At 59.2% G+C, this 14,503-nt stretch carries 11 protein-coding genes; 1 reads left to right on the top strand and 10 read right to left on the bottom strand.

What is annotated here, in order from left to right; all coding sequences use genetic code 11:
• Positions 1-10 precede the first annotated feature (10 nt).
• From ACEWQZ_RS08410 to ACEWQZ_RS08385, 6 genes are all read right to left on the bottom strand, one after another.
• Positions 11-1,288 carry a dipeptidase gene (locus ACEWQZ_RS08410; protein ID WP_476482630.1) on the bottom strand — a complete coding sequence of 426 codons (1,278 nt, stop codon included), beginning with the start codon at positions 1,286-1,288 and terminating at the stop codon, positions 11-13.
• A gap of 589 nt (positions 1,289-1,877) precedes the next feature.
• Entirely contained in the window at positions 1,878-2,018 is a 141-nt protein-coding gene (locus tag ACEWQZ_RS08405; RefSeq protein WP_476482629.1) for a hypothetical protein, read from the bottom strand.
• 200 nt (positions 2,019-2,218) lie between these two features.
• Positions 2,219-3,175, bottom strand: coding sequence for a hypothetical protein (locus ACEWQZ_RS08400; protein ID WP_476482628.1), 957 nt, complete (start codon positions 3,173-3,175; stop codon positions 2,219-2,221).
• 77 nt (positions 3,176-3,252) lie between these two features.
• Entirely contained in the window at positions 3,253-4,140 is an 888-nt protein-coding gene (locus tag ACEWQZ_RS08395; protein WP_476482627.1) for a bile acid:sodium symporter family protein, read from the bottom strand.
• A 226-nt stretch (positions 4,141-4,366) separates the two neighbouring features.
• Positions 4,367-6,046 carry a DUF885 family protein gene (locus ACEWQZ_RS08390; protein ID WP_476482626.1) on the bottom strand — a complete coding sequence of 560 codons (1,680 nt, stop codon included), beginning with the start codon at positions 6,044-6,046 and terminating at the stop codon, positions 4,367-4,369.
• Positions 6,047-6,055: 9 nt separating this feature from the next.
• Positions 6,056-8,200, bottom strand: a complete 2,145-nt coding sequence (locus ACEWQZ_RS08385) for a S9 family peptidase (RefSeq protein WP_476482625.1) — start codon at positions 8,198-8,200, stop codon at positions 6,056-6,058.
• A gap of 553 nt (positions 8,201-8,753) precedes the next feature.
• Between ACEWQZ_RS08385 and ACEWQZ_RS08380 the strand changes: the two genes are divergently transcribed.
• Positions 8,754-10,445 (top strand): DUF885 domain-containing protein, encoded by a 1,692-nt coding sequence (locus ACEWQZ_RS08380; protein ID WP_476482624.1) that lies wholly within the window; start codon positions 8,754-8,756, stop codon positions 10,443-10,445.
• Between the two features lie 60 nt (positions 10,446-10,505).
• On the opposite strand, the gene ACEWQZ_RS08375 is transcribed toward ACEWQZ_RS08380, so the two are convergent.
• The 4 genes from ACEWQZ_RS08375 to ACEWQZ_RS08360 form a co-directional block, all read right to left on the bottom strand.
• The gene (locus ACEWQZ_RS08375; RefSeq protein ID WP_476482623.1) at positions 10,506-11,852 is read right to left on the bottom strand and encodes an NAD(P)/FAD-dependent oxidoreductase; all 1,347 of its coding nucleotides are present in this window, start codon (positions 11,850-11,852) and stop codon (positions 10,506-10,508) included.
• A 256-nt stretch (positions 11,853-12,108) separates the two neighbouring features.
• Positions 12,109-12,489 carry a RidA family protein gene (locus ACEWQZ_RS08370; RefSeq protein WP_476482622.1) on the bottom strand — a complete coding sequence of 127 codons (381 nt, stop codon included), beginning with the start codon at positions 12,487-12,489 and terminating at the stop codon, positions 12,109-12,111.
• On the bottom strand, positions 12,486-13,673 hold the full coding sequence (locus ACEWQZ_RS08365; protein ID WP_476482621.1) for a pyridoxal phosphate-dependent aminotransferase: 1,188 nt from the start codon (positions 13,671-13,673) through the stop codon (positions 12,486-12,488). The genes ACEWQZ_RS08370 and ACEWQZ_RS08365 overlap by 4 nt, the downstream gene beginning before the upstream one ends.
• A 259-nt stretch (positions 13,674-13,932) precedes the next feature.
• Entirely contained in the window at positions 13,933-14,406 is a 474-nt protein-coding gene (locus tag ACEWQZ_RS08360; RefSeq protein WP_476482620.1) for a MarR family winged helix-turn-helix transcriptional regulator, read from the bottom strand.
• Positions 14,407-14,503 lie beyond the last annotated feature (97 nt).

The following is a 14,503-nucleotide window of genomic DNA, read 5'->3' as shown; positions in this document are numbered from 1 at the left end:
CGGTCGAGCATCAAGCATCCGTTTCGACAAAGTCGCCGAACTTGGCGTCCGAGGCCGGTCGCTGGGCCCGCAGCCGCTGCGAAACCTCCTCGGCCTGGCGCAGAACGCGCATCAGATTCTCGCCGATGATTCCCTTGAGCTCTTCATCGCTGTAACCGCGCCGAATCAGCTCGGCCAACAGGGCTGGATAGGTGGAGACATCCTCCAGGCCTTCCGGGGTCGATGAAATACCGTCGAAATCTCCGCCGATGCCGATATATTCTGCACCGATACGATCACGAATATAGTCGATATGGTCAGCCACATCGGCCAGCGTCGCTTGCGGCCGGGGATTGGCATCGAGCCATTCCTCCATGCCGGCCTCGACGCGCTCGACACTTTCGGGATACAACGCCTCAAGTCGGGCACGCTCGCCTTCCTGACGGGCGCCCCACTGGCGAACGGTATCGTTGATGAAACCGGGCACGAAAGTGACCATCACCACACCGCCGTTGTCGGGCAGCTGGTCGAGCATCTCGTCGGGCACATTGCGCGGGTGCGCGGTCACGCCCTTCGCCGAGGAGTGTGAAAAGATCACCGGCGCGGCGGTAACTTCCAGCGCATCGTGCATGACCGCCGGGCTGACGTGCGAAAGGTCCACCAGCATGCCCAGGCGATTCATTTCGCGCACCACCTCGCGGCCAAAGTCGGTCAGGCCACCGTGGCGCGGCGCGTCGGTTGCTGCATCCGCCCAGTCATGCGACTGCCAGTGCGTCAGCGTCAGATAGCGCGCGCCCAGGCCGTAGTAGGCGCGCAGGTTGGCCAGGGAGTTGTCCAGGGTATGCCCGCCCTCCAGGCCGAGCAGGGAGGCGATGCGTCCGGCCTCGAAAGCACGCTCGATCCCGGCAGCCGTCGTCACCCACTCCAGCTCGTCATGGCGCTCGATCAGGCGGCGCGCAGTATCGATCTGCTCGATCTGGACCTGCACGGCTTCCGGGCCGACAAACGCCGGATCGACGTAAACCGACCAGAACTGACCGCCGACCCGGCCGGCGCGAAGCCGCGGCAGATCAGTATGCATGGGTGGATCAAGCTGGGTAGTATCACCGGTGAAATCAATGCCTTCGAGCCGATTGTCGGCACGCACGCGGTACTGCCAGGGCACGTCGTTATGGCCATCAATCAAGGGCGTCGATTCCAGCAGAGCCACGGCGCGGCGGTACTCGGCCGACGTGTCTTCGGCCTGAACCGTAGCGGCGGCTACTGCGACCAGCGCGGCCACACAGATCATCATGATATTTCGCGTCATAAGCTTGCCTGTTTGGAGATTTGCAGATTTTCTGAAAATCGCCGGCACGAGCGAAGCCGCTGGTGCGGGCGCCGGCCAGACAGTTTAACCGACCAACGGGCCCGCGCCCATGTGCTGGATGGCATGCCCGATTGCCGGGAGCCCTCACTGGCCCCACAAACTGCACCGACCACCCCTGAAAGCGAACCCAGCCTGACCGCAGATTGAATACTGAAAGAGGCTTTTCTACTTTAGATTGACACTTACGTGCTCGACGTCGGTGTGCCGGCTTTGATCACAGGCACCTCCCAGACTCAATTTGACCTCGTCTCTTTCTTTGTTAGCGTCACGAGCGTCGGCTCATGACCGGCAGGCATCAAGGGGTAAACACAGCTTTGTGGAAGTAAAGCCAAGAAACGCCTGACTTCAATCATGCTTGCAGCGTTTCTTCTTGCCATGGCTGCCCCAACAACCAGCTTGGCAAATAAAGCGAATTAGAACTTCCGCACCGAATCAGCCACACAGGCGCAAGACATCCTGGCTTCATACCAGGGTGCCCTGGGGGGCATCGTAGCTGGCAGAGGTGTGACCATCCCGATGTCGTCCTGGATCAGTCGATGGGAGGCGACGGGGAATTCGACACACTGGAATCAAGTTGCATGGTGAGCGCCACGGTGGGCATTGCCGGCGGCACGAAAGTGCCCATTTCAGCCACGGCGGCCACATCCAGCGAGGCGATAGACATGGTCATGGTCGCGCCGGGTCACTGCTCTCCAAATTCCCCGGCCTCGATCCTCGCTGATGCGCACAACGGAGTCAAAGTAGCGCACCATACCGGCGACGTTAACCGCCGCCGGTATGCTCATCACCCTGACTTGCCGAGCCCTGCCCGACTTTTGCCCTCTGAAGATGTGCGTGTGCCCGCCGGCCCCGGCACCACACGTCGGGGTCTCAATGCAAGGTGCAGATCACATTAATGCCATTACCGTCAGTGATTCTGGACGTGCACGAATACCCACCACCGCTCAAAGTTTGGGTCAGCCTTCGAATGAACCGGGTATTAGGGGTATCGAAATACATCTCGATGCCATCAAATGGAGCCACGGGCGAGATGCCGCTCGGATCGTTGGGGTCTTCAACAGGAATCTCTGCGCCAGCGTCATCCCTGATCTCCAGTTCCGACCAACTCGAGAAGTCTAGTGACAGCGTTATCTGGAGGGTGGAGCCGGACGGATAGTTGACCTTGATTACAAGCGGCAGGGAACGCAGGTCACGGTTCGGATCGACCTGCAAGTCATAGCTCAGTATTCCTAGGTTGATTGATGTCTGCGTAGAGATCTGTGAAGTGGTTCCCAGAAAATTCTTCAATAACAAATAAGTTCTCAGGCCACTTAAAAAGGCCGAGCTGAGCCTGCCGGACTCCAGGTCGCCGCCAACCGACTCGCGACCGCTCGGGGCCCATCCATCCACGCTGTCCCGGCCGATTGAAACGAACACCACTCCCGAGTTCTCGACTGCCTCCGCGAAAGCTTGCAATTCCTGCGTGGACATCGACTGCCGGTATGCAGTAATCGTCACCCTGTGCTCGCCCCAGAGATCGTCGAGAAGGATCGTTCGTTGGTAATACTGAGTTTCGTTTGTGCTGCTGTTGGTGACGTAGACTTCTGTATACGGCTGTGGCACCTGTAGCGCTCGATGATGAAAATCCTCCTCGGTGACGCAAGAGTCACAGATGTCCCACCAAGCACCCGGCTCGTTTGCCCGAAGATCTGTCAAAGCTGCCAAAACGCAAGCCATAGCAATGAAAATTCGCAAGCCCATTTGAAAGCCCTCCTGCTGGATGATGAAGATCGAAACATTGAACAACGCCCCATATTTCAACCTTACCCCCCCCGATTTCTTTGTCAAATGCTGCACCAGACCAGACGAGGAAACCCGGCAATGCCAGCTCTATCAAAAGACCCTGCTTGTGGACGTCGCTCGGCCTAAGCAGACGAACCGGTTAACTTCCCTGCTTCTTGCGCGTCCGTTTTTCTGAATGTCAGCACAAACAGGATGCAGAGCATCAGGGCAATCGGGGTATTCATGATCATCGGCAGAGACATTTCGCGGCTGCCGATGATGGTTACTGCGATGAAAATTGCCGTGCCCTCCTGACGAATCATGTGTTCGATACAAATTGCCTTGGTCTGGGCCATGGTCAATCCGAACTTGCGAGTCAAGGCGAAGGCAATGACCAGGGCAATCAGATTCATGCCGAGGGTGATCAACACCAGATCACCCAGGTGGGCCTTCAGAACCGCAATCTGGTCTGCCAGAATGAAGCCGAAGGCGACAACGAGCACGGTGGTAGCGAGAAGTTTGATTGGCCCCTTGAGCCTCAGGGCGATTGACTCCTTGAAGGTTCTCAAAAGCAGGCCGAGCGTGGCGGGTATCAAGGTGATACTGAATACCTTCCAGACAAAACCAAGCAGAGGAACATCAATGCTGGTTTCCATTCCCAAAAAATGCAGAACGGCAAAGTGCGCATAAAACGGGATGACCAGAATGTAGACCATGCTGATGACAATCGTCAGCGACAGTGACAAGGCCAGATCGCCCTTGACGAAGTCAGTCATCAGATTGGATAGCATGCCGCCAGGACAGGTCGCGAGCAGAATAAAGCCAACGGCCAGCTCCGGTGATGGCGCAAACAGATAGGCCATTACAAGCCCGATCAGGGGCGGAATGATGAGCATGCTGGGTACGCCGACATACAGAGCGCGTCGGTCGGTAAATACCCGCTTGAAATCATCAATGGTCAGGCTCAGCCCGATCGACAGCATGATGAACCACAGCGAACCGGGCAAGAATATGGTATCGATAAGTTCCACGGGCCTTGGCCTCCTGGGTTTATGGTTTTAGCTTTGTCACGACCCGGTGAAAGCGTCCGGAGCACCTGGGGCAGGATGGACAGCCCGAAAGCTCCCTGGCCGGAGTCGCGCCTGCGGCTTTGTCTGCATCATCTCGAAGCGATTGATCGCCCCCGGTGACTTGCGTATATGCGCAGCGACCCGGGCTGAGGGCCGGTGCGGCCGGTGCGGCCGTTAGTACAAAACCCTAGTCGGCGGGCGGCCGTTGGTCTGGATCGGCAAAATACTCCAGCTTCTGCAAAGCGATGGGAACGTTGCCATTGCGCCAGACAAAGTCGTGAAACGCCTGGATACTGAAGTCATCGCCTTCTCTCATGCGCGCTTCAGACATGAACTCGATCATCTGCAGCTTGCCGATCTGGTAGCTCAGGGCCTGCCCGGGAGTGGCGGAGAAGAACACTGCCTCATGGAGCGCGGTTGGCCCGTCCATCGGAACCTTTGTTTCCAGCACTTCAGCCGCTTCTTCAAGGCTGTAAATCCCTAGCGCGAGCTTGACGTCCACATCCACACGCAGGGCGCGCAGGCGCGAGAAGTTGTAGATGATCTCGCGTGTCTTCGGCGCATCCTCGAACAGGCCTGCCTGAAGCATCATTTCTTCGGCGTAGAACCCGGTGCCCTCATTGGCGCCCGAATCATAGTAATGCCGACGCAAAGGATTGGGATGAGCCCAGCCAATGGCCAACTGCATGTAGTGACCGGGCACGCCCTCATGAACGATAACCGGGCGCGGGTCCTGGGTAAACGTGGTGTTGAAGTAGCCCATGTGATCAGAAGGCTCGGGGATATAGACCGTTGCGTTCTCGTCGAGGCGATCAGGAGATGTGAGATCGAACGTTCGTCCCAACCAGCCGATCGGCTTCAAGTAAGCGGGAAATGCCTGGGCGCTGTAGTGACCAACCTGATTGCCGATGGACAGGACTCCCCTGTCTTTCAGAAAGGCCCGAACCTCGAGCTCTCGGCGGTCGACGTCGGCGATGACCTGGCTGATGTCGGTACGTCGGTCAAGAGGCGCTTCACTCTTGTTGCGCTGCTTCTCGAGAGCCTCGAAGGCGACGATCCTTGCCCACTCCTGCTCGCCCATACGCGCGATCTCCTCGGGCGAATAGGGATACAGCGCGACCTCGTTGAGGAAGAACTCGTAGCTTTCACGGCCCACGGCCGTTTTCTGAGGCAGGCTGCCGACGGCTTGCTCAAGAAACGCTTCGTACTCGGCAAAGGCGGCAATGGCTTTCTCGGCGCTTGCCCTGAGGCTCTGGGCCTGTTGCTTGTCGGCAAACGGAGCCAGCCCGTCGACCATCCCGTGGAGACTGTGAGGAATCCGCCGAAGCTCGGGAAATGTTGCCCGGACAAATGGCCCGCGCATGTCCGTCAGGTTCTCTTGTGCCGCTGCCAGTGTGGCTGGGGCGTGATCGAGCAGGTGGATCACCTGTCGGATGCGGCTGGCATCGACCGGTGGCGGTGGAAGCAGAACCTCGAAGACGGGCCCCAGCGCCTGTTGCACGTAGAATCCCGGCTGTCGCTTCCAGGCCGCAACGTGATCAAGCTCCCAGCGGACGCGAGCCAGAGCCGAGCCCACCAGGCGATAGTCGACTTCCTGAGCTGCCGTCCTCTCCTCTCCGGCAAGCGCCTGCCAGCGCTGCTCCAGTGACTGCAGCTTGTCGTAGCGCTTGGCAACTGCTTCGGGAGACCACTCGGGCGTGAAGGAGTCCGGGCGCACAATGCGCGGAATATCGTCTGACGTGGCCGGCTGTGTCGCCGCTCGCCACGCCCAGAAATCCGCCCCCAGTTTCTGCACATCCGCGGTCACCCCGAAAGCAGCCAGGAGACACACGACCGCGACAATGCCTTTGCAAGCGTTTATTCGCATCGAGTTGTCCTACTGTGTATCCGGTTTCAGATGACGATCGAAGAAGTCCAGCATCTTGCGAAACGCAAACCTCGTCTGCGTGAGGTTGTCCACATCCCAAGCATGACTGCTGCCGGGAATGGTGACCAGCTCGAAGGTCTTCTCGTTTTCCATCAGGCGGTCGACCAGATCCAGGGTATCGCCGTAGAGCACAACGACATCCGCATTGCCGTGGATGATCATCAGATGATCTTCCAGGCCCGCGGCATGGTGTTGTGCCGCCTGCATCTTGTAGCGCTCATAGTTGTCATGAACCGTGTGGCCGAGCGTCCACATCTGGCCTGGATAGGCGTGCCATACATTGGAGGCTGGCGCACCGGCAACCCCTGCAGCATAGAGCCCGGGCTTTTTGAACAGCGACATCAGCGTCATGAGACCGCCATAGCTCGAGCCCCAGATTCCGACTCGATCCGGATCGACCATTCCCTTGTCCACCAGGTAGCGAACACCGCTTTCCAGATCATCGATGTCTCTGACGCCGTAACCCGAAAGCAGGCGCTGACGAAATTCCTTGCCCTGGCCCCAGCTGCCGGCCACATCGACGTTGAGGATGATATAGCCGTGCCTCGCCAGAGCCTGGTCAAGGCCCCATGTCGGGTGAGCGTCACGCCCGCCCCACTGGGCGCGTACGGCATTTGAGTAAACCGAGCCGACAATCAGCGGATATTCTTTGTTTTCGTCATAGTCCGGCGGCAGAATCATGCGGGCGACCACTTCGGCCCCGTCCACATGGCTGTCGAAATGTATATAGCGCACTTTTGCCCACGCATGGTCATCGAATTCCGCCAACGGGGAATCAGTGATCTTGCGGCTGCTTACTCCATCGCTGAGCTTGAGCAAGTACAGATCAGGCGGAGTGACGTCATTGGAGGCGAGGTCGACGGCATGGGCGAAATCCGGGGAAAACGTTGGCGCATGCGTACCCGGCATCTGGCCGACGGCTTCGGGGCTCCCACCCTTCATGGCGATCCGATAGAGCTGCCGTTCACCAGGATGGTCGCGGTTGGCGGTGAAATAGATCTGATCATTCTCGGAATCCACCGCGAAATCTGCCACCTCCCAGTTACCCGTGGTGATGCGCCTGGGTTTCTGGTCCGGCTGCGGCTTGTGAAAAAGGTGGTACCAGCCTTCGCGGTCACTGACAATCACCAGGCCGTTGTCATCCGGCGCCCAGGCGGAGGACCAGGCCGGATCAAGCTGCCGCGGTTCGTGTTCTTCATAAAATACCGTGGCCTGCCCCGACTTCGCGTCGTAAATGCGGATCGTGCGCGTCTCCAGAAGAAACGTCGAACTGTCGACCATGAGTTTCTTGCCACTGGCTGACCACTCGAAGCTTCGAATGGGATTCTCCGCCGGATGCTCGACCCATAGGGGGTCGGCGCCTTCGGCAGCGACCAGGCCGATCCGGTAGCGGCCGGTATGATCGCCTGGAAAGGCGCGACTCAGCTTGCGTGAGCGATTCTTTCCGTCTGAGTAATAGGGCACTTCACGAAGGGGCACGCTGGTCATGTCGGCTTGAATGAAGGCAATACGCTTGCCATCGGGAGACCAGGCGTGACGAGCGATGAACTGACGTTCAAAGGGCAGCTCGACCAGACGCCGGCTGCTCTGTTCAGCCACGGAATAAAGCCACAGATCACCATTGCGCACAAAGCTGAACGCACCACCGTCCGGGGCTGCTTGCAGTTGTTCTTCTTTGGCGGGCGTCTCCGTCAGGCGGGTGATACTGCCATCGCGTGCACGGATATAAAGGTCGCCATCGAGCGCGTAGGCAAGAACACCGTCGGCAAGCCAGGCAAAGTCGGTAATACCGTGAGCATTTTCCACATAACGGGCGTCCCCGGAAAGGCGGGTGAGCCGGATGGGCGCGTCTCGATCCAGATCATGGAGCCAGAGATCGCGGAAGTCATAGCCTTCATCGTTCCACAGGTAGGCGAACGCCTGCCCGTCTGCCCGCCACTGGACGTTTTCCGGGGCGGTTCCGATCAAGTGAGGCAAAGAATAAAACCGCGTGAGCTGTTCTTCCGCCTGCGCTCTTGTCGTTTCAGCAAGTGTCGGCCCGCTGACAACCATCAACAGGACCACCAACAGACTCAAAGCATAATGTCGCATCATGGATTTTCCTGAAATGCCTCACTCATCTGGATCTACTTCGGTAACGAACAGGCACACCAGCAGTGCCTGACCGCATGTCTCGCCCGCGCACTCTTGAACTCCCGAATGCGGCCAAAAACTCTAGCACAACGCTCCAGCCATGTCCAACCAGATTCACATGAATATAATCCCATATCCCTGCACTGCAATGGCCCGCAGCGCAACGGCTCAGCTCACGGCGACGCGACACCATAGCCCCGCGTTAATGTGAACATGGGGCTGAATGTGGTTACAATGACTCCGCGCAGACGAGCTGGTCTGCCTCGGTCCGGGAAGGCCCTTTTTGGACGGGCCAGCCGTTCCGGAAGCACTCGCGCGTTGCATGGAGCGCAATTACGCTTGCCACAGACCCTGATCAGATACTCTGACAGCGCACGTGGTGAGGCCACAGTATCGATGGAGCCTGTTGATGACCTTTTCAGACCCGCACCCGGCCTCTTGGTTCAAACGCTCTGCCTTTGTGCCCGCAGTGGCAACCTTGCTCTGCCTTTCCACTGGCGTGCTCGCAGGCAGCTTGTCTGAGCTGGAAGCAGAGTACCGAGACATCACCGCAAATCACCGCACGGTCGCCGGCCGCTCGGACGTGCCGTCGGGACAGAACGGATGGCCCAAGGAGCTGCCGAAGGATTTGCAGTCTTATCAGCACGACCTCGAGAGCCTGCGCCGCAGGCTTGACGCTCTGCCGGACGAGCGCCTGTCGGCAGATGAACAGCTGAACGCCCGCTACCTCACCCAGGTGGTCGATTGGCGCTTGCAGGGTCTCGCCTTCGACGAGCACCGATTCGCCTTTGTTGCACACGAAGGCTTTTACAATGTGCCCTATTACACAGCGCGCAACACCAGACTTGACGATGCAGACGATGCGCAAATCTGGCTGAGCCAGCTGCGCGATCTGCCACGCTATTTTCAAGAGCAACGCAGCAATCTGGAGCGCGGCATGGCCACCGGCTGGACTCATCCCGGCCGGGTAGTCGATGTTGCCGTCAACGTTCTCGGTGCGCAGGTCAAGCGTCCGATCCAGGAGGATGGCCTTCTGGACCCCATCAGGCATCTGCCCGAGCACGTGCCGACAAAGGTGCGCGAGCGGCTGCTGACCGAAGGTCGTTCGGTCATCGCAAAGACCGTAAGGCCCGCGCAACAGTCGATGCTCGACTTCATTGACGGGCAGTATCGCCAGGCAGCCCGCGCCTCGATCGGAATAAGCTCCATCCCCGAGGGCCGTGCTTATTATGATTTCCTGCTCGACTACTACACCACTACCGATTTGACGGCCGAAGAGATCCACGAACTCGGCAACAGCGAAGTTGAAAGGATCCGCGCCGAAATGCAGCAGGTGATTGAAAGCACCGGTTTTACCGGCAGCTTTGAAGACTGGCTGAAACACCTGAGAACCGATCCACGATTCTACGCAGAGACCCGCCAGGAGCTTCTCGACTTCGCCGCCGTTGCGTCCAAGCGCATTGACGCCGTTCTGTCTGCGTATTTCGGCGTTCTCCCGCGCCAGCCCTTTGCCGTGGTGCCGGTCCCGCGCGATGTGGAGAGCAACTACACCACCGCACGCTATTCCGGCGGCGACTTCTCCAGCGGCCAGCCCGGCCGCTTTCTGGTGAACACCTCCCAGCTGGACCAGCGCCCGCTCTACGAGATTCCGTCCCTGGCCCTGCATGAAGCGGCCCCGGGCCACCATACCCACAGCGCCCTGACCAGTGAGAACCTTGATCTGCCCTCTTATCGCAAGGCACGGGACATGCTGGTCTATCGCGAAGGATGGGCACTCTATGCCGAACGGCTCGGCCACGAGATGGGCGTTTACACTACGCCTTACGAGAAATTCGGCAGCCTATCGATGGAGATGTGGCGCGCCTGCCGCATGGTTGTCGATACCGGCATACATGTCCTGGGCTGGAGCTATGAACAGGCCCGCGCCTGCTTCACGGACAACACCGCCCTTGCCGATATCAATATCGATACTGAACTCGACCGCTATATTGGCGCCCCCGCCGGCGCCGTGGCCTACAAGGTTGGTGAGCTGAAGATCCTGGAAATGCGCAAGCGCGCAAAGGCGCGGTTGGGCAAGGCCTTCGACATCCGAAGATTTCATGATCTGATCCTTTCACAGGGACAGATACCCATGACGGCGCTTGAGCAGATCGTCAACGACTGGATCGCCGACCAGAAGGCCGCCAGTCACCCGTCAGCGAGGTAGATTGCTGCCGGATCAATAATTGCCGTTCAGTTCGTTCTCGCTCGGGGTGCCGGCTCGAGATCAAAGCCAGCGGTCTCTCATGTGCGCGGCTGACATGATGAGCCTGGGCATCAAAGACGCAACGCAATGCAGGGTGACCGGCTTCGGTCTGGTCACTGGGACGGCGCTCGCTTCCTTGTTGCCGCTCGCGAGCAGATTTGCGACCTCGCTGCCGAGGATCGTATTGACGCCGAGACCACGGCCATTGCAGGCCTGTATTGCCAGCAGGCTCAGGTCGTCCTCGGGCAGGCTGATCGTTGGCATCAAAGAGGGATTCAGGTGCGCAGTGCCCGACCAGGCGTATTCAATCGACGGCTTCATTCCATATATACCAGCGAATCGCCGCCGCGCCTCGCTGGCGAAACGGCGGCTGCTCCATTTCGGGAAGACTTCCGGCAGCGCGGATACCACTCGGCCCGTGCCGTCAAGTCGCGCGGTGAAAACATAGGTCTGGCGGTCGGTATAGGGTATTGCGCTGCCGAAATAGCGGCGTCGATCTGCGCTGGAAAGCGGTGGGGTAGCGTATTCGTGTACCAGCAGCGGCAGGGTCGTGCCTCTCAATGCGGGATGCAGACCCGCGTTGCCGCCGTTGGCCGCAAGCACAACCCGTTTCGCCTTGACGCTGCTTTCAGGGGTGCGGATCAGCCAGCCGCCCCCGTCTTTTTGCACGCAGCGCACGGGGCTGTTGATAAAGACCGGAACACCGGCCGCCCGAAGCACTTGTGCCAAGCCCAACGCGTAGGCCAGCGGGTTGAGTGCGCCACCGGTCTCGAAGAACAGCGCGCCACCATAATGATCGCTGCCGATCGCGTTGGCTGTTTCGCCCGGATCCATGAACTCGACGTCGAAACCCAGCGAGCTCCATGCACGCCCGTCCGTACGCAGTGAGTCGATATCACGATCCGATCTGGCGGGCGAGAGAAAGCCGCGTTGATCAGCATCGCATGCGATCCGATATCGCGAAATCAGGTCAAAGGTAAAAGTCGCTGACTTGCCAACCATCCGGGCAAGCCGCTCACCTTTTTCCTGCCCATGCAAGCGGCAGGCTTTGGCGATCCCGTCGCGCACGAACTCCGGCGCCAGTATGCCTCCGCTTGCGCCCGTAGCAGCACTGCCCGGAGACTCGGCCTCGAGCACCAGTGTGTCGGTACCGTGTTCGGACAGATGCAACGCGGTCGACAGCCCGGCCACGCCGGCGCCAACTACCGCGACGTCAGTCTCGATATCACCGCTGGCGCAGGCGTTGCCGGCAAACCTCTCTGCCGTTGACTGCCACAGCGACGTCATGCCGCCCAGGGGAGAAGCCTCACTGTCCGACGCATTGTTCACTGGAGAGGCCGCCCGGTGCTGATGGTCATCATCGGTCAATGGATACCTCGTTCAGGCTCGACGGGAGAAACTCCCTCCGCAATAAGCGGAGCTTTCGACGGAACGTCGCGAAAGCAAAAGGGATAACGGGCGCCATTGGAAGTGTTGTGGGACATGAGCAGTGACATCGAGCGGCTGTCGGGGGAACAGCCTTTGTTAATATTTGGCCAATGGGAGCTTGGCAGAAAGATGATCGGCGCCGGACCTCGACCTTGCCACCATGCGGGCAAGGCCTGGCGCATTCGTGCGACCACCACTATTTTGTTCTTGCCAGAATCTCGATCTCGACCTTGGCGCCAGGCACTGGAATCTGGCAGATCAGCGTCGTGTTGGCCGGGCGTATGCCGTCAAACTTCTCCGCCAGCACAGGAACGACCTCAGACACGTACTCCGCCGAGGTGACGTAAACGCTGCAGCGAAGCACGTCGGCCAGAGACGCATCGGCCTGCTTCAATGCCTGCTCGATGGTCGCAAAGCTGTTTCGTGCCTGCTCTTCAACAGAGTCGGGCATGACGCCGCTCTTCGGGTCCGGCCCGACCGTTCCGGAAACCACCACCAGGTCGCCTTCGACAACCGCCCTGGAATAACGGGCCAGCTCCTCGAAGCGCGACCCGGATGAAATCAGTTTTCTGGTCATTTCACGTCCCCTTTGCTCAGGTAGGTGGTCAGGCGCTCCATGCCCTCGGACAGCCGGTCGTACGGCTCAGAGCCAAAACAGATGCGCAAGTAATCCTTGCCGGTGCTGTCGCTGGTGTAGAACGTGCCGGACTCGACCGCCACGTGGGCTTCCTCGAGAAGGCGCATCGCCAGGTCATCTGCGGCCATACCCAGGCCGGATATGTCGCAGAACGCGTAAATGGTTCCCTGGGGCACCGCACAGCTGACCCCGGGAATGGCATTAAGGGCCTCTACGACCAGGTCCCGACGCGATTGGTCCTCTGCCACCATCTGTCGGACGCAATCCTGAGACGCAGTGACTGCGGCAAGCGCGCCCTCCTGTGCGAACACGCAAGGATGCGTGGTCGAGTTCATGGTGACGCGGCGCAGCTCGGCAATCATGGGTTCAGGCGCGGCTGCATAACCAATACGCCAGCCATCCATCGCGTAAGCCTTGGTAAAGGCGCTGAGGGTAATCGTGCGTTCCTTCATCCCGGGCAAGGACGCCAGGCAGATGTGGCGCTGATCGTCAAAGGTGATGAACTCATAGACCTCATCCGACAGGACCAGGAGATCATGATCGGTTGCGATATCGGCAATCTGCTCCAGCTCCGCCCGGCTGTAGACGGTGCCCGTGGGATTGGCAGGATTGATCAGCACGATCATCTTGGTAGCAGACGTGATTGCCCGCTCGACTGCCGCAGCATCAAGTCGGAATGTGCCGTCCACCAGTTTCAGCGGAACATTCACGATCTTGCCGCCTGCGAACAGAATCTTGGAGTTGTGCTGGGGATAGAATGGATCGAGGACTATGACCTCGTCACCCTTCTCGATCGTGGCCATGAACGCTGCAAACGAGCCCTGGGTAACGCCATTGGTAATCAGCACTTCGCTGGAAGAGTAGTCAACACCATAATGACTGGAGTAGCGCTCGGCGAGCGCCTCGCGCAACGCCCCCAGGCCCTGCAGGTCTCCATAATGCACCACGCCTGCATCCAGCGCTGCCTTGGCAGCCTCCTTGATGTGCTCTGGCGTGTCGCTCGATGGGCGCCCGATTTCCAGATGAATGATATCGGCGCCAGACTGCTGCAGCCGAGCAGCAGCTTCAAACATGCCGAAGCCCTTTCCGGCCTGGCTACTCATACGCGAAGCTGACCACTTCATTCCGATACCACTCCTGTTGTTCTGTGTTTAGGTTACAAAAACGGGCCACGCAGTCTCACCACGCTCTGACATCGTCGAGCGCTCGGTGCAGTTAGCAACCACCTGCAGTGAGCCCCGGAAGCCGCCATTCAGCAGCGGCAACCTTCATGATCTGTCAACCCTTCCAGTACGGCACTGGTCGGGGAAATCCCGAAGCCATTCGGTGGAGACTTCGGGTTGCGCCATGGCGAGCCTTCTCCCTGCCGGGAGAAGCTCGCAATCATTCAATCGGCAAGCGGCTCAGGTTTTCAATGATCCGGACCAGCAGCCCTTCGAACTGACGCAGCTCTGCGGCAGTCAAACCGTCGACGGCTCGATGCAACTGACGGCTTGTCAACTCCAGCAGACTGTGGCCCATCTTCTTTCCGGCCGGTGTCAGCTTGACGTCCGTGACCCGCTGGTCGACCTCATTCGAAGCCGTCTTGACCCATCCCTTTTCTCGCATTCGCTCGATAGCGCGCCCACCGGACGATCGCTTCAGCAAGGCTTGCTCGCAAGCGTCCTTGATATTGATCGGACCGTTCTGCATCAGAACCGTCAAGAGTCGATACATCGTTCTATCCACGCCGGCCTTGGCCATCACCTTGTCCAGATCTTCGTGGTACTTGAAGTCTGCGTGGGCGATCAGATAGAACGGCGACTTGAATAAGTTGAAGTCCGGCTTCGCCGGGTCCATGCTGCGAGGCACTGTCATTGCTTTAGTCCTGTTGTCAATCTGGTTAAGTCGGAGCGGATTGCATCCCGCGCGAACGCTAACCTAGCACACAAACCCCGTCAAGCCGGGGCGTCTG

This window comes from Wenzhouxiangella sp. YN1, assembly GCF_056324145.1.
This window is presented reverse-complemented; position numbering and strand designations above follow the sequence as displayed.